This window comes from Paenibacillus amylolyticus (genome assembly GCF_003719335.1).
GTDB lineage: Bacteria > Bacillota > Bacilli > Paenibacillales > Paenibacillaceae > Paenibacillus > Paenibacillus amylolyticus_D.
Genome location: NZ_RIAS01000007.1, coordinates 199,343 through 215,920, shown reverse-complemented (window position 1 = coordinate 215,920; position 16,578 = coordinate 199,343). Strand labels below are relative to the sequence as shown.

The following is a 16,578-nucleotide window of genomic DNA, read 5'->3' as shown; positions in this document are numbered from 1 at the left end:
CTCTCCTCTCAATGTCATTGTATTCACTTCAACGCCAACAAGTCGCGTAATTCCCCTTCTTTCGACATTCGTGGGTCCCAAGAACTAATTTTACTTACGTGCGCTTACAAAACACTTACAAAGAACCTCAGAAAACGCCACAAAAAAAGCTCCGCAGTATCCCATTTATCAGGGAGTACCACAAAGCTTCTTCTAACTATGAGTTTTCCATCATTTCCACATACATCTGTTCCATGAAGGCGGGCGGTTCCATTCCCATTTCCTGCTGGAACACCTCTTTCATTTTGTTAAAATGCATGGAAAAGGAAGTTCGATCCTGCCGGTGCATATAGATCCTTAGCATCATTTCATGACCTTCTTCATCGTAAGGAACAATGGAGAGAAAGAATTGCAGAAAATCCTGTGCTTGCCGATATTCTCCTCTTTTCATATATAAGCGAGCCAGCGTTTTGGACATATCTCGAAAGCTTTGATTAGCCCGTTCCTTATCCGCTTCACACCAGGCGTAATCTTTCCAGCCAAAAAGTGCCCCCTTATACTGCCTTAAAACCTCTTCTGCATCAACAGGATATCTATCAATCTGGGTAGAGCCTCCCCTCCTCAACTCTTCGAAGCGCACATAATCACAAGATTCGAGCAGTTGAAAATGATAAAAACCCTTTTTGGAGCTTAATTGAATATGGATTCCGTTATCCAGCAATGTTTTCTTCATGCGAAATACGGTCGTATGCAAATTTTGTTCAGCTTTCTGCGGCTCATGCTCCGGCCACAGACTTTCACATATGCTCCATTTAGAAAGACTCGTATCCCTGTGAATCAGAAAGTATGCAAGAAGCTCTTCTGCCTTCGCCGTCGGGAAATCGACCGGGCTCCCATCGCTTGAACGAGATACAATATAATGACCGAAACATTGGATACGGGCACCCGTTTCCTTTTTCTTCACAGGAGTCCGTTCTTTACGCTTGAGAATTCGATGAATGGTATCACGCAGCGCTACTTCATCTACAGGTTTCAAGAGATAGTCCAGCGCATTCACCCGGAATGCATCCAGTGCATATTGATCGTAAGCTGTAATAAATACAATCTCCGTATCCAGTTCCATCCCCTGCAAGTTAGCAGCCAGTTCCAGACCATTCATACCGGGCATATCAATATCCAAAAAAGCTGCATCTGGCTGCAGATGGGGGAAATCATTCAGCAACTCCGAAACATTCGTGTATGTGCCGACGATCTCCACTTCCTCTATGCCCTCCAGGATGTGCTGCAGCCGCATAATAGCCAGTCGCTCATCATCCACGATGACAACTCTCATGAGTACCATTCCCCTCTCTCCACGGTTGCACGATTTTATATTTTGAACTGGAACCTGACGCTTGTCCATTCGTCTGCTACACTCGTTACCTTTAATTCTTCTTTACAGAAGTGTGCCAATCTCCGGCGGATATTCATTAGACCTACTCCCCTTCGTTGAGATGAGGAGTTACTCGCTACCCATAATTGTTGTAATTGATCCGGGGTCATACCGATGCCATCATCCCATACTTCGATCTGAACCGTATCCCCATTCAGGGTAATGGACAAACGAACCGTACCTCCAAGTACCTTTTTCATGACACCGTGCCGGATCGCGTTCTCCACCAAAGGCTGTATCGTTAACGGAAGGATTTTTTTCTCCAGCGTTGCTGGTTGTACATCATATATAACCGTCAGTCGTTCCTCGAATCGGGCTTTTTCAATCGCCACGTAGGCCTCAACCAGCTGAAGCTCGTCTTGCAGCGACACATAACGATCCGGTCTGGGATCAAAGCTCCTTCTTAAATAATGACTAAGATGTGTAATGAGATTCTCTGCTTGTATCGGATCTATTCGGCATAAAGCCATAATGGAATTCAATGAATTAAACAAGAAGTGCGGCTTAATCTGCGACTGAAGAAAATCAAGCTCTGACCTCATTGCATCCTCAACAGACGTCTTTAACCGCAGCAACGTTTCTGTTCTGGCCCGTACTTCGCAAGCGTCAAAGGGTTTAACGATAAAATCATTCGCTCCTGCCTTTAACCCGCCCTCAATATCGCTGGAAGAATGAAGCACTGTCAGTAAGATAATCGGAAGTTCAAACAGACTGAACTGCTTTCGTATCTCTCTGCAGACCTCAAAACCGGACATTCTGGGCATCATCACATCCAGTAGAACCAGATCAATATCCGAGCGGCTATGAAGCAGCTCCAGTGCCTCTACTCCGTTATTAGCCCACACGATATGATAGGGTTCACTCGTAAACAGACTGGACAGAACATGGAGATTCGACATTTCGTCATCCACTGCCAATATAGTGAACTGGCTTTCAGCAGACGGAGACTGATTAACCGAATGTTCTGGAATGGATGGAACTATCGAGATCTGCTTCTGCTCTATTATATCATTCTCACAAGTCGCAGCAGCTTCCGTAATGCCATCCCAGTTCTCATCCGCAAGCGGAAGTGTAAAAGCAATCCCCGTTCCTCTGCCCTGCTCGGACCAATCAATATAAATGTCTCCATCCATCAGATGTAGCAACTTTCTGCAAATAAACAATCCCAAGCCCGTTCCACTATACTCATACGGGGAGTGGGCTTGCTCGAAAGGTTGAAAGATCGTATCCCATTCCGACCTGGCAATTCCCACACCGCTGTCCTCAATCAAAATGGTCACTCGATCTGCCGTTGCCCGAGCACTCACGGTGATGACGCCTTCCTGAGTGAACTTGGCCGCATTGCCCACCAGGTTGTAGATAATCTGTTTCAACCTGTTCTCATCTGCATAAACGAGAGGCAACCTATTCGGTACGGCGTTCACCAGCCTGATTTTTTTCCCTGTGATGAGATGTTCGAACAAATGGAATACGAGAGATACCGTAACGCGTACATCCACTTTTGCAGGAAGGACAGTCAATTCATTACGTTTGATTTTATCCATATCCAAAATATCATGAACCAACGCGGACAACCTTCTGGACGTATCCCGGATTAAAGACAGATTCTGCATCTGAATGTCGTTCAGTTCTTCTGCGCCTGTCTCCAGCATGTTTTGGGACAAATTGATGATGCCGTGCAGTGGCGTTTGAAACTCGTGCGAAGTCTGAAGCAGAAACTCATCCTTCTGCTTGTCCGCCTTTTGAAGCTTGGCTGCCAGATTCTCAATGGTGTTATACGCTTCAGAGAAGCGGTAAGACATAATGAACGATGCCAAGAAACAAAAAGCCAAAATCGCATAATACCCCAATCGGTAACTTGTCGTTAGACTGCTCAAATATAGAGCATAATCGAATAGACCCACCAAGTAGCTGCATAAGGCCATGATAAAGAGCGCCAGACTTTTTTTGTTGAACTCGCCATATCGTCCCTTCCGGTAGGAATAGAGCAGAACACCAATAATAATGATGTAAGCCCCGAGTTGAAAGGTACTGGCGATGATATTGAAGTCGGAATACCATTGAAACGGGGTGACCAGAACAAATGCGATATACAATGCCATCCCATATACAAGGCTTCTGGTAAACCAGCGAGCAATCAGTCCTGTGCACATGGATTGGATAAACATCACCATCGTAATTAAAGAAAGATATAACGATATGGCCTGAATTTTATAATAAAACTCGGTGGGCAGATCAAAGTATTCTACGATAATCCGTTCGCCGTTACTGGCAAAGGACCATGCGATTACAATACAGCTTAACCCGAAATAGAGAAGTCCTTGTTCTTTTTTGCGAATAATGTATACACCTAATTGATAACATCCCAGCATCAGGAGGGATACAATTAGCGTTAAATTAAGGACGGTTGTATTAATGTTAAAAGCTTGGATTCCCTGCGCACTCCCCAAGTAAAGACTATAGGGAATGCCGCCTTGCGTATTTTCAAAATTGGCTGCATGAATCAAAATCTCTGCCGTATCCCCTTGTACTGTAAAAAAGGCATTATACGGCCTGTTCACATATTCATATGTATTTTGATCTAAAGTCGGGACACCGCTCTCTCCCACCTTCTCGCCATTCACATAAACTGTACTCGCCATTCGGATGTTCGAAATTCTTAGACCATATACCCTCGAAGAAGGCTCCAGCTTCACCTTCAAACGATAGGTTCCACCGCCCTTGGCCTGAAGAGTCCCATCTTGCGCTGTATGTCTCCAAAATCCGGGTACATGAATGAATTGTGCGGTTGAAACAGGCTGGAATCCTGGACTCAGTAGTTCATTCCAGTAAAATTCCCACTGTCCGTCCAGTGGTGCAACTTCATTGGAATTAAAATTCCACGTGGTCATATCCAGGATTCCATTCTTGGATGGCTCCGGCTTCATGCCTTTATTCTCCGTTGCTTCCAGTAGTCCAAATAATAAAAGATAACAACCAAGACTAACCGCAACCAATGCCACGAGCATTCTTCTCATCTAACAATCTACTCCGTTTCATATCCTAACGTAAAGGCACGTGGGATCAGCCTATCCGGTTCATTATATCAGCTTATCCCAAGCTGCAGAAGGTAGATGTAAGGTCTCATGTCAAATGGTTAAACAATATAAAAAGCCCAAGCGATTGTTCCACTTGAGCGATTTAAGATCGTAGCGTTCCATTTTGTATCGAGGGTTCCCTTAACCGGAGTCTACTGTGAACATGACGCTGTTTTACATGTTGTTTTGCATGCTTCTTTACTCTGCCTCCGCCTTCTCTACCTGTTCCTGTCTTACGAACTCATCCAGCAGCTCACGTACTTTAGCGGTTGTTTTGGCATTCATCAAGTTACCTCTCAGCTCACTTGCACCGCGGAATCCACGAACGTAAATTTTGAAAAAACGCGCCAGTGGACTGAACGAACGAGGTTCCAGTTCCGCATATTGATCATGCAAATCCAGATGCAGCCTTAACAGATGAAGGAACTCCTCCGTGGTGTGCTCCCGCGGCTCCTTCTCAAAAGCAAATGGATTCTGGAAAATGCCCCGCCCAATCATAATGCCGTCCACACCGTATTGCTCTGCCAGTCTAAGGCCAGCCTCACGATCGAGGATATCCCCATTAATAGTTAGCAACGTATTCGGTGCGATCTCATCGCGCAGTTTTTTAATCTCGGGAATCAGTTCCCAGTGGGCATCCACCTTGCTCATTTCTTCTCTTGTGCGCAGGTGAATGGACAGATTCACGATGTCTTGCTGCAAAATATGGGTTAACCAGTCGCGCCATTCATCGACCTCGGTGAAACCAAGCCTTGTTTTGACACTGACCGGCAAGCCCCCGGCTTTCGCAGCTTGGATGATCTCCGCGGCAAGAGCTGGCCGACAAATCAAACCGCTCCCTTTGCCGTTCTCCGCTACATTCGCTACAGGACAGCCCATATTAATATCGATGCCTTTGAAACCTTCCTTCGCCATGCCAATGCTCATCTCTCGGAAAAATTCCGGTTTGTCTCCCCAAATATGCGCCACGATCGGCTGCTCATCTTCGGTAAACGTTAACCGCCCACGCACACTTTTGTTGCCCTCCGGGTGGCAGTAGCTTTCCGTATTCGCAAACTCGGTAAAAAACACATCCGGTCTGCCCGCCTCACTGACCACATGCCGAAATACAACATCCGTCACGTCCTCCATCGGCGCCAATATAAAAAATGGTCGTGGCAATTCACGCCAAAAATTGTCTTTCGTCATATCCAAAACCTCTCTATGCATACTAGGAAAATTCTTCATCCCGAAAATAGCCAAACAGTTGTAGCTCAATTATATCACACCGCTGAAAGAAGCATACTTCTCCTGTAAAACTGAAAATATTTGACATAAATATACATGGAGGATATTATGGATATGTTTAATCTTTAATCAAAGCATGAATGGGTAGCCGCTTATAAAGGAGATTAATGAAAATGAATATACTAACGAGTCAATATGAGATGATTAAACGAACAAGAGAGTCCCTCTTCCGAATGTGTGAGACGATGTCCCCTGCAGCTTACTTGCAAACCGCCAACGCATTAGGCGGAGAATCCATCCGTAACCTGCATGTTCATGTCACAGATTGTTATCGTGTATGGTTAGGCGTCCGCGGTCTTGGACGAAGCATTCCTAAGTTAAAGCCAGAATCCATCAGAGATGTACAGGAAATGCGTGCATTATTTGCAAAGACAGATTTGCTGGTTGATGATTTCCTCCATAAATTCAAAGACAACTGGGATGCGGACATTCAAGCCAGTTGGATGAGTGAAACCGCTGAATTAAGCGAATTATGGCTTTTTACCCATTGCACGACCCATGAATTTCATCATCGAGGGCAGATTACGAAAATCGCAAGACTACTCGGAACCATTCCTCCCAAAATGAATTTATCTAAAATAAAATAATCATGCGGTTTAACTGATTTTCACTTGCTGATCCCCGAAGGCTCGACTACAATTAATCTCGGCAGACTCTGGATTTTTGGCCAATTGTACACTATGGAGGTCTACACACGTATGGAAATTTCACTGGATATCATGAAGGACAAGGTTGAATGCCTTCAAGCTTATGACTTTCAGGAACTGGAACGAGCGATCGATGAACGGATGGGCGTGAACAAAGCCCTTCTTTTACGTGTGAAGCAGGTTCAGCATCAAGTTACGTTTGATCCTGTTCGGAACAAAATGTTGTATAGTGCAGTGTTGCATTTTGCCGTAGATTGATGGGTTCATGTGAAGTTAACGTACCTTTATGTGATGTCAGATTGCGCACAAAAAGCAGGTCATCTATGAGATAATCCAGACATTCCATGCCGTATAAAAAAGCAGAACAACAGGCTTATCCAGCCTATGTTCTGCTTTTGAATTAAATGAGATCCGACTTTTGCAACAAACGTCGCAACATGGTTGCAACCTCGGCACGAGTCATCTTGCCCTGTGGTACTAGTACAGATTGACTTCGACCTTGCACAAGGCCCGACTTCACACTATCCGCTGCCCCGATGCGTGCCCAAGAAGATACTGCAGTACCATCGTGGAAGCTCTGAAGCATTGCTTCTGGTGAATCGTCGTTCAGTTTGGCTTTCAGTCCGGTAATCTGCATTGCCTTCTCCAGAATGACCATTGCTTGTTCCCTGGTAATGGTGTCATCCGGACGGAAGGTACCATCTTCGTAACCGTTAATTAACCCATAGTTGTGCGCTGCCTGAATAGCCCCGCTATACCATTGCCCCAATTGGACATCTAAGAATGATGTGTCTCCACTCTCTGTACGAAGTCCCAGCCCACGAATAACCATCGTGGCGAACTCTGCACGGGTAACGGCTTGATCCGGATTGAACGTACCATCACTAAAACCTTCCACAATCATACGTGAGCCCATATCATTGACCGCATCCTTACCCCAGTGATGCACAACATCACTGAATTCCAAAGGGTGCCATACGACAGCATAGGTGCTGTTGGTCAGGCTGTTGATCTGAGCCTCGTATCTTCCATTGGTGTTAAGAACCTTGGTTGGCACATGACGCACGGAGCCATCAGGTTCTACGACAACACCAGTCGTAATTTTGGTTGGATCTACGCCTTCCGGAATCACAATCGATCTTCTGACGTAAACATCGAAATTTTTGATCTCGACAGATTGTTCTCCACGGATGGCGTTAACCATAAAGTTCAGTGGCGGAGCTACAAGCGTTAGCTCTTTCTGTGCCGTTGCTCGATTCACAATGTTCTGCTCTGCAGCCGTTGGGGATGCGATTTCAACCTGCACCTTGATAGCCTGCAAATCCGTCGCGCCTCCGATCTGTTTGGCTAACTCGGAAATACGAATCTGATCAGCAGGAACCCTATATGACGCCTGATCCGTTTTGAACTCAAGAACAGCTTCGTAGTTTTCCATGGTCTGGATCATTTGACCCGTAAGTTCGCCTACAAAAACATCATACGATTGATTAATCGGGATCGTAACCACTGCATGTCGCCCTTCCTCAACCAATCTGTCATTAAGCTTTTTCTGATCAACCACAATCTTCAATGCCGTTTGCTGGTCCCGTTTGGTTACCGTTGCCTGTCCGGCACTCTCCGCCTTGCCATTCACCAAAATATCTACTCCCGTCGGAGCTGGTTGAGCTGGAGTATTAGACGGCCCAGGTGCAGTCGAGGTAGATGGTGTTCCGGGCGAATTGATTGGCGGTACGGAGGTTGCTGTTGGAACGACTGCATTGGATGAAGCTGATGGTGCACTTTTACCCGCTTTGTTTACTGCTTTTACCGTAAAAGTATACCTTGTTCCATTGCTTAATCCAGTAATTGTTATTGGACTAGCTTGACCTGTGACTTTCCGTTCTCCTGGTGATACGGTTACTTCGTATTCCTTGATTGGACTACCACCGTCATCGACAGGCGGGTTGAATTTCACGACAACTTGTCCATCACCCGGAGTTGCTGTAACATCCGTTGGGATCCCCGGGTTGTCTGAAGGGATCGCAGTAACCAGATTGGAAGCTTCACTAAGTCCACCCGCATTCTCTGCTTTTACCACAAAATAATATTTCGTTCCGTTAATCAAATCAGGGATTGTGTATGGCGACGTAGCCTGTTCATTCACTTCTACTCTATGATTTGGATCAGCATCCGTTGCCATATAGATTCGATACTTTGTGATATCCGGTTCCATATCCCATTTCAGCGTAACTTTACCATGCCCGCTCTCTGCCGTAAGATGACGAGGATTAGCTGGGGCATTTGGCAAGTTAACCGCCTGAGTGACGTTGAAAGTCACAGGCAACATGTGAACTGCCGTCAATGTTACCGTCGCCGTATATGTCCCTGCTGGCAAACCATCTATAGCATGCAAATTAAAACTTGTCTTATCGCCAGCTTCCAATTCCACCGCTGGTTGTGTGATAACAAAAGCATCCCGATCATTGCCTCCAAGAGATGCAGATAGATTAACCAACTTGCCAGTTCCGGTATGTTGAACAGGAACTGTAATCGTCTCCTGAGAACCTGAATCATAACCGAGCAGCACCGACTGCAAATTCTGATTTTCAATCCCAGCAATCGTATATGTCGGGGCCGCTGTGACCGTAAGGTTCATGTTTCCTTTTTTGCTGCTATCTACTGTAGAAGTCGCGGAAATGATATATTTACCCGGCTCCGCATCGGCAGCTACCGTAACGTAGCCTGTATCATCTACGTTAACCTTACTTTTGATGTCATTGCTGCTCCATGTTACCATCACATCAGCATCACCTGTAATATCCACGATGGCTTCCAACTGTCTACTCTCTCCCTGCATAAGGCTCGCCGTATCCGGATTTACAACCACACTGTTCACTGCAGGTGCATACGTTACCTTGATGGTTGCTGTTGCCGTTTTGGAAGAGTCGAACACCGAGCTTGCCATAATCGTGTAGTCTCCTGGTTCAGCATCCAAAGACACACTAACGTAGCCTGTATTACTCACCGTTACTTTGTTGCTATCGTCACTGCTGGTCCAATGTACCGTTGCATCCGCTCCACCAACAGCAGTTACCGTCGCAGCAAGCTGCATGCTTCTTCCTTGCGACACACGGGTGCTATCCGGTTGAATACTGATTTCCTGAATCGCTGGCGCATACGTAACAGTCACCGTTGACGTTCCTGCCTTGCTGCTATCCTCTACCGAAGTTGCCGTAATGATGTAATTGCCTGGTACCGCATCTGGTGCAACCGTTACGTTGCCTGTGTTGCTAACCAACACTTTACCGCTAATGTCGCTACTGCTCCACGTTACATCCGTCGAAGCTCCACCGACAACGTCTACACTCGCTCCCAACTGTAAGCTATCTCCTTGAACAATACTCGCAGGGTCAGGGGTCACGGTGACACCATGGACGGCTGGAGCATATATCACGGTAATGGTTGCCGTATCTGATTTGCTGCTGTCTATAGTTGAGGTCGCCGTAACGGAATAAAGACCAGGTACAGCATCGGGCGCAACAGTAACAAAGCCTGTCTCACTTACTGCAACCTTGTTATCCACATCACTGCTGCTCCACGTCACTGTCGTTGCAGCCCCGCCCACCGTGTCTACCGTTGCCAGAAGTTGTCTGCTCTCTCCCTGCATCATGCTGTCGGTGTTCGGGGTAACATTAACGCTCGTCACAGCAGGTGCGTATGCCACCGTAATGACTGCTGACCCTTTTTTACTGGTATCAAAGGTGGAAGTCGCCGTAATCGTGTAATCACCCGGCGCCGTATCCGCTGCAACGGCCACTTTTCCCGTCCCGTTTACGGTAACCTTATTATTTGTATCATCGCTGCTCCACGTCACTGTTGTCCGGGCTCCCCCTACAGATGCCACACTGGCCGTGAGCTGTGTACTCTCCCCTTGCAAAAGACTGGCCGTGCTTGGGTTTACAGTAACACTGTTGACAGCTGGCGCATAAGTCACCGTTACCGTAGCCGTTGCTTTTTTGCTGTTATCATGTGTTGAAGTTGCTGTAATCAAGTAATCACCTGGTGTTGCGTCCCGAGTGACCCTCACTATTCCCGCATTGTCTACGGTTACCTTGTTCGTAGTGTCGCTACTGCTCCACGTCACTGTCGTTGCCGCTTCCCCCACTGCATCCACACTGGCCGTTAGCTGTCTGCTCCCTCCCTGCTGAATACTAGCCGTAACAGGGGTCACAGTAACCCCGTTAACGCTAGGAGGAGGTGGGGGGGTGTATCTACCAGCACGAATATTCGTCACTGTTCTATCATTCTCACTCCATACTGCATAGAGAGCTTCGTTCATTGAAACGATTGAAGGCGTAGTAGCGGTTCTATCGCTATAGACATTCAAGCCACCATTTTTACCACTTTCCGCGAATGTCCACCCGTTGCCATCATATTTTTTCACACGGACTTTAAAAATAGGAATACCGTTTGCCCACACACCTGAATTTTCGGACCAGATGGCATATAATTCGTTGCTTAATGTTACTAACTTGACAGTGTTACTTCGTGCTCCCGGGGTTATACTTATTCCATTGTTACCATCGCCATCAATACTGGACCAGACACCGCCTTCAAACTTCTTCACACGAACTTGTTCGTCCGTGCTATTTATCGGTTCTGTCCAGGCCATATATAGGACATCGTTCATAGCAGTAAGAGAGGGATTAATCGGAAATCTCGCGGCAGATCTGTTTAATCCCACCCCTCCGTCGGCGACCGCCCAATTTGATCCGTCATACCTTAAAACACGTAATTGATAACTGGGACCGGTCATAAACTCGTACCACGCTGCGTATAAATCATCTCCCATAACAGTCATTATAGGAGTTCCGGCACCACTAGAAGGGTTGATGTTAAGCCCACCCGTTCCTCCACCATCAATACTTGTCCACGTGGTACCATCATACTTTTTGGCTCGTACTTTACTTGCTTCTGTCCAAATAGCGTATAATTCGCCTTTATACGCGGTCAGCTTGGGGCTAAGGGCGCTTACTGAGGGATCCACATTGATTCCAACGTTTGAGCCGCCTTCTGCATTCGTCCACAGGGTGCCATTATATTTTTTAACTCGAACCTGATTATTATAAGATGCATTTCTTTCAAGCCAGGTTAAGTACAAAGCATTGTTGTACACCGCCAGCTCCGGAGATCCAACATCTCTGGTAACATCTGCATTCAAACCGTTTATTGGATGATTTCCATCAACACTCACCCAACCCGATCCATTAAACTTTTTAACCCGAATCTGGTAGATTGCAGGAGTCGTCTGGATTCGCTCACGCCATGCGACGTAAATCTCCCCGTTCCACTCGGCTATTGAAGGTGTTTCAGCAGGCATCGTTTGATTGACGTTAAGCCCATTTGCTCCGCCCCCATCAATGATCGACCAGCCACTGGATGCTGCCAAAGTCTTGTCACCGCCAATCATCAAAGATGGTATTAAGAGAATCATGGCTAAAAACAAATGTGCCATTCTTCGAATAGTGCTGTATCTCTTCCTTTTTGCGCTCTCTAAAAATACCACGTATCGATCCCCCCATTATCTCGCTCTATTATTTCATCTATTACATTCAGCTCACTCAGCATAGCTTAAAGCACCTTAAAAAAACCTTAAAAAAAACGACTCGATTCGACAAAATTTTACATTAATTTAAGGTATAAGATATTTTTCCTGTCTCATTCACTGCATTTTTTACAACAAAATAGCCCCATCGTTTACACGATAGGACTATTTACTTGGACATACTGGGATATACTTGGGAAACATTCAATTATATCTTGTTTAAGACTGCACATCAGGAATGCGGAAAGCAACACTCATTCCAACTCCTGGCTCGCTTGTTATCTCCAGTGCAGTGCCGTATTCAAATCGTAATCGCTTATCAATATTTCTTAATCCAACACCTTGCTGACTGCTCGGTTTAATTGGCTCAAGCAACTGTTGCTTGAGCTCGTGGGAAACCCCTCCCCCGTCATCGGTTACAGTGAATACCCAATATGCCTCTGATCTCACCGCTGTCAATGTAACCTTACCGCCATTGATCTGATCACCAATGCCATGGCGAATGGCGTTCTCCACTAATGGCTGGAGCATTAACGGTAGCATTTGTACCTGATAAGCAGCCTCGGGTATTTCGTACTCGAAACAGATGCGACCTCTAAATCTGGCCTGCTCGATCTCCACATACGTTTGAATCAGGCTGAACTCCTCTGCAAATGCGATCCGTTCATCCGTATTACTGAACCGAAAACTGCCCCGCAAGTAATCAGCTAGTGAAACAATCATGTTCCGTGCATGTTCCACATCCGTATAACTGGAAGACACAATGCTATTAAGCACGTTGTATAGAAAATGTGGTTTGATCTGTGATTGAAGAAAAGCCACTTCCATATCGACTGCACGTCCCAGCGATTCTTTCATGGCGAGCAGGCTGCCGATTCGAGCTTTCAGCTCCTCAAGATCAAACGGCTTGGGAAGATAATCGTTGGCTCCCACCTGGAAGGCAGCCACTTTGTCTTGCGGCTGAAACGCGGCAGTGACCATCAGTACGGGCAACTCCAACAAGGTATAGCGCTTGCGGATTTCCTGGCAGACTTCGTATCCGGACATGCCCGGCATCATCAGATCCAGAATCACAAGATCAATTCTCCCCGGCCGCTCGATCTCACGAAGTGCCTCCCCTCCACTTTTGACAGCAATGACCCGGTAGTCCAAAGATTGAAGGGTGTCCAGCAGTACCTTTAGATTCACATACTGATCATCCACAATTAATACGGTGCGTTTACCTTCAGAATTCATAATATGTGGGGTTGGGAACGAGTAATCGCTCCTCACAGGTGGTGGGTAAGGGGCGGACATATCGTCCAGAGCCTCGCTGAATTTACCGTTTGAATCTGCCATTGGCAGAGTGAAGATGAAGGTTGTCCCGATTCCCTGTGTGGAATGCACACTCAGCATGCCCCCTTGCAATTCTACCAGTTGCTTGGCAATGCTCAAACCCAAACCTGTGCCCCGATTCTCTGTGCCATCAATCGTTTTGAATGGTTCAAATATATATGGCATATCTTCGGGGTGAATACCTGCTCCCGTATCTCTAACTTCATAAAGCAACATACCTCTGTGCTCTCTTCCTGTAACTACAATCGTTCCTTTATCCGTGTGCTTGATGGCATTATCCAGCAAATTCCCAATGATCTGGCTTAACCTTGATTCATCGCCATATGCATGAGGCAATCCTGTCGGCACCTGATTTACGAGTTCTACTTCCTTTTCCATACTTAGATAAGCATAGAAACGGACCTGCATCTCCACAACCGAGCATACATCGACAGCTGACCGCTCAATCCTGAGCTGGCCCTGCTTCAGCTTGGACAAATCTAGAATATCGTAGACAAGCTGAGACAGCTTTCTCGTGATATCGATCATTAACTGAAGCTTTTCCTGTTGATCAGCCCCTGGTGGATTCTTTACATCCTCAAGCATAGACCTGGATATATTCATCACGCCGTGAAGAGGCGTCTTGAATTCATGCGAGGTACGTGCCAGAAAATCATCCTTATGTTTGTCTGCTTCCAGCAGTTGCCCGGAGAGCTCTTCAATTCTCTTGAAAGCGTTGGAGAAGCGGAGCGACATCAACAGCGCGAGCATGAGCAGCACAAGAAACGGCTCGACAGGCGCCAAAGAATAGATCGGAACGCCAAAATAAACATTCAGGTTCTGGTTGAGCACCAGTGCGTTCAAAGCCATAGCTGCCACAGCAAGATACCAACTTCCAGCTACCTTGTTCAGGACGGCGTAGACAAACACATACGTTGCATACAACAAAGAAAATGTGACGTACAGCGATGTCAGAAGACGGAATACCCCCGTCGTAATCTGTGCTGCAAAACCCATATGCAGAAGCAACAGGGTTGCACCTGCGACCAGACCTGCTTTGGTAAGCCATTTGTAGCTGTAAGAACGAAAGGCGGTATACACATATAGGAAAAATCCTGCACCAACTCCGACAGTCAGCACCATCTGAATACGAAAATATAACCAAAATGGAACTGGACCAATGGCATCGAATAGCACTCTTTCCCCGCTTACACTCGTAAACGCGGCAATAAATACACAAACAAGTCCAAATACAACAAGGGAATGATCATTTCTGCGCTGTGAAAACAACCCGATAAAATACAGTCCCATAATCAGAAAAGCTGTAAGCACGATCCAGTCATGAGCCGTTGCACGGTCACGGATGCTTGAAATCTGGTCTGCCTTACCGAATTGTATCGATTCACTGATCCCGCTATTAACCTTAAATTCATGATTGGCAACTTCAACAAGAAGTTCATTCCATCCTGGCTTTAGTGTAAAATAGCTTACATAAGGCTTGTTAAGTGCCCAATACTTGTTACTTGGACCAGGCTGCCCGCTGGAGCCAACGACTTGTCCATTGATAATCAGCCTGTTGGAGATGAGTATAGAGGCTGTTTTCAACCCATATACGGCGCTGTCATCATCAACCAGAATCTTTAGTCGGTAAGTAGCTGTCCCAAGTGTACCCATTTGTTTGGACCATGTTCCCGGAACTTGAATGAATTGGGCAGATTTCCCCTCTTTACTCTGTGTTCCAAAAGGATGGCTAAAGAAAAGACGATGCGGATAAAACGCCCATTCCCCGTCAAGCCGAACCACACCTTCCGTTTCGAAATCCCATTGTCTCAAGTCCATAACACCGTTTGTTGCAATCGGCATCGGTTTTTTATTGAATGTAAAATAGGTTAAAAGTAATCCGTAGGTGGCCAACAACATGGCTATGGTGATCAGTACTGCACATAGTTTACGTCTCATTGAACGCTGCGCTCCGATCTTTCAGCATTTGCTGAACCAGCAGCATCGTTTCATCCTCCAGTTCTGTTCCCAGCTGAACACGAACAGCCTGTTCCAACTGCAAACATACACGATGCGCTTCACTTCGGTTCCCGAGTTCAAGCTGAACTCGGATTAACGCACGGCCATCAACCTCGGAATCGGGCATCAGTGCCATCACACGCTGCAAGCTATCTGCTGCAAGCGAAAGTTTGCCTTGGCTTCGAAAATACATATGCCATCTGCGAAGTGCATGCACATACTGTGACCTGATCTCCGACTGTCTGGCAGAAGCCCATCCAAAATCGCATGCTTCCATATAATCACCGGTATACATCCGATTCATCTGATCATAGTTTCTCTCACTTAATGACTCTTCGGAAAGTATTTGAATAAGTAGGTTCTCAAATGCAGAAGCATCCACTGTCATTTCATTCAGTTCAGCAGTAAACCCCTGATTCCCTTTACTAATATGGATCGGAACCTCATGCTCCGCCAAACTTCTGCGAAGATAGGACAAACAGGTGTATAGATACGTTTTAGCTTTCACGAGATCGTATCCCGGCCACAGTGCCTCAATAATCACAGGAGCGTTAACACGTTTCCCTTCATGATGGATTAGAAATGCGCAAAGCTCCCGTTCTTTTTTCGTTTTCCACACGATTTCCTTAGGTTCACCAGGCAATATAATCTGAAATCCTCCAAGGCACTGCACAAGCGGAATAGAACCTATGTTGGCTTCAGGCCGATTGGCAGGTTCCTGCAAATGTTTATTGATGCGTGTCAGTGTACTCTGTAATCGCCCCGTTGTAAAAGGCTTTAGCAAATAATCCGTTGATTCAATCTCGAATGCTTCTACCGCAAATTCTGCATAGGCTGTTGTAAATACGATGGGCATTTCAGGAAACATACTTCGGATGTGACGAGCTGCTTGTGTTCCCTTCATTCCCGGCATCTGAATATCCAGAAATACGGCATCTACCGTTATTTTTTTAAAATCCTCTAGAGCCTGAATGGGGTTCAAGTATCTTCCGACGATTTCCACATTCCCAATCTGACCCAGCAAAATTTCAAGCAAATCGAGTGCAGCTTCTTCATCGTCAATCAACATGACACGTATCATCGGGTTCATTCTCCTCTTCCGTTCATGCTAAAGGTTGGCGGCTTTTTATTATAATACTTATCGGGTATTCGACTTGATCCTTTTAGATGAAACAGGGATTAAAACGTCCTACAAGTTGAAAAAGAAAAATAACCCGAACTCAGGTAAGTTCAGGCCGT

General features: G+C 46.1%; 8 protein-coding genes. 2 read left to right on the top strand and 6 right to left on the bottom strand.

Annotated elements, in window-relative coordinates:
* Positions 1-196 precede the first annotated feature (196 nt).
* The 3 genes from EC604_RS14760 to EC604_RS14750 all read right to left on the bottom strand — a co-directional run bounded on the left by EC604_RS14760 (position 197) and on the right by EC604_RS14750 (position 5,676).
* Positions 197-1,312 carry a response regulator gene (locus EC604_RS14760; RefSeq protein ID WP_161556946.1) on the bottom strand — a complete coding sequence of 372 codons (1,116 nt, stop codon included), beginning with the start codon at positions 1,310-1,312 and terminating at the stop codon, positions 197-199.
* A 35-nt stretch (positions 1,313-1,347) separates the two neighbouring features.
* Positions 1,348-4,428: a hybrid sensor histidine kinase/response regulator gene (locus tag EC604_RS14755; protein ID WP_123064884.1), complete on the bottom strand. Its 3,081-nt coding sequence runs from the start codon at positions 4,426-4,428 to the stop codon at positions 1,348-1,350.
* A 258-nt stretch (positions 4,429-4,686) separates the two neighbouring features.
* Positions 4,687-5,676: a tRNA dihydrouridine synthase gene (locus EC604_RS14750; RefSeq protein WP_123064883.1), complete on the bottom strand. Its 990-nt coding sequence runs from the start codon at positions 5,674-5,676 to the stop codon at positions 4,687-4,689.
* A 212-nt stretch (positions 5,677-5,888) separates the two neighbouring features.
* On the opposite strand from EC604_RS14750, the gene EC604_RS14745 reads away from it, so the two are divergent.
* Both EC604_RS14745 and EC604_RS14740 read left to right on the top strand, forming a co-directional pair.
* Positions 5,889-6,362, top strand: a complete 474-nt coding sequence (locus EC604_RS14745; RefSeq protein ID WP_123064882.1) for a DinB family protein — start codon at positions 5,889-5,891, stop codon at positions 6,360-6,362.
* A gap of 111 nt (positions 6,363-6,473) precedes the next feature.
* Positions 6,474-6,680 carry a DUF2536 family protein gene (locus EC604_RS14740; RefSeq protein WP_123064881.1) on the top strand — a complete coding sequence of 69 codons (207 nt, stop codon included), beginning with the start codon at positions 6,474-6,476 and terminating at the stop codon, positions 6,678-6,680.
* 142 nt (positions 6,681-6,822) lie between these two features.
* On the opposite strand, the gene EC604_RS14735 is transcribed toward EC604_RS14740, so the two are convergent.
* From EC604_RS14735 to EC604_RS14725, 3 genes are all read right to left on the bottom strand, one after another.
* The gene (locus EC604_RS14735) at positions 6,823-11,916 is read right to left on the bottom strand and encodes an Ig-like domain-containing protein (RefSeq protein ID WP_123064880.1); all 5,094 of its coding nucleotides are present in this window, start codon (positions 11,914-11,916) and stop codon (positions 6,823-6,825) included.
* Positions 11,917-12,225: 309 nt separating this feature from the next.
* Positions 12,226-15,279 carry an ATP-binding protein gene (locus EC604_RS14730; RefSeq protein ID WP_123064879.1) on the bottom strand — a complete coding sequence of 1,018 codons (3,054 nt, stop codon included), beginning with the start codon at positions 15,277-15,279 and terminating at the stop codon, positions 12,226-12,228.
* Positions 15,269-16,429, bottom strand: a complete 1,161-nt coding sequence (locus EC604_RS14725; RefSeq protein WP_240036899.1) for a response regulator — start codon at positions 16,427-16,429, stop codon at positions 15,269-15,271. Before EC604_RS14725 ends, EC604_RS14730 begins: the two co-directional genes overlap by 11 nt.
* Between the last annotated feature and the right edge of the window lie 149 nt (positions 16,430-16,578).

What these genes read in the sequence shown, in the direction of transcription:
- EC604_RS14745 (WP_123064882.1), top strand. Translation starts at nt 5,889, where the DNA reads ATGAATATACTAACGAGTCAATATGAGATGATTAAACGAACAAGAGAG.
- EC604_RS14755 (WP_123064884.1), bottom strand. Translation starts at nt 4,428, where the DNA reads ATGAGAAGAATGCTCGTGGCATTGGTTGCGGTTAGTCTTGGTTGTTAT.
- EC604_RS14735 (WP_123064880.1), bottom strand. Translation starts at nt 11,916, where the DNA reads ATGGCACATTTGTTTTTAGCCATGATTCTCTTAATACCATCTTTGATG.
- EC604_RS14725 (WP_240036899.1), bottom strand. Translation starts at nt 16,429, where the DNA reads ATGAACCCGATGATACGTGTCATGTTGATTGACGATGAAGAAGCTGCA.
- EC604_RS14730 (WP_123064879.1), bottom strand. Translation starts at nt 15,279, where the DNA reads ATGAGACGTAAACTATGTGCAGTACTGATCACCATAGCCATGTTGTTG.
- EC604_RS14750 (WP_123064883.1), bottom strand. Translation starts at nt 5,676, where the DNA reads ATGACGAAAGACAATTTTTGGCGTGAATTGCCACGACCATTTTTTATA.
- EC604_RS14740 (WP_123064881.1), top strand. Translation starts at nt 6,474, where the DNA reads ATGGAAATTTCACTGGATATCATGAAGGACAAGGTTGAATGCCTTCAA.
- EC604_RS14760 (WP_161556946.1), bottom strand. Translation starts at nt 1,312, where the DNA reads ATGAGAGTTGTCATCGTGGATGATGAGCGACTGGCTATTATGCGGCTG.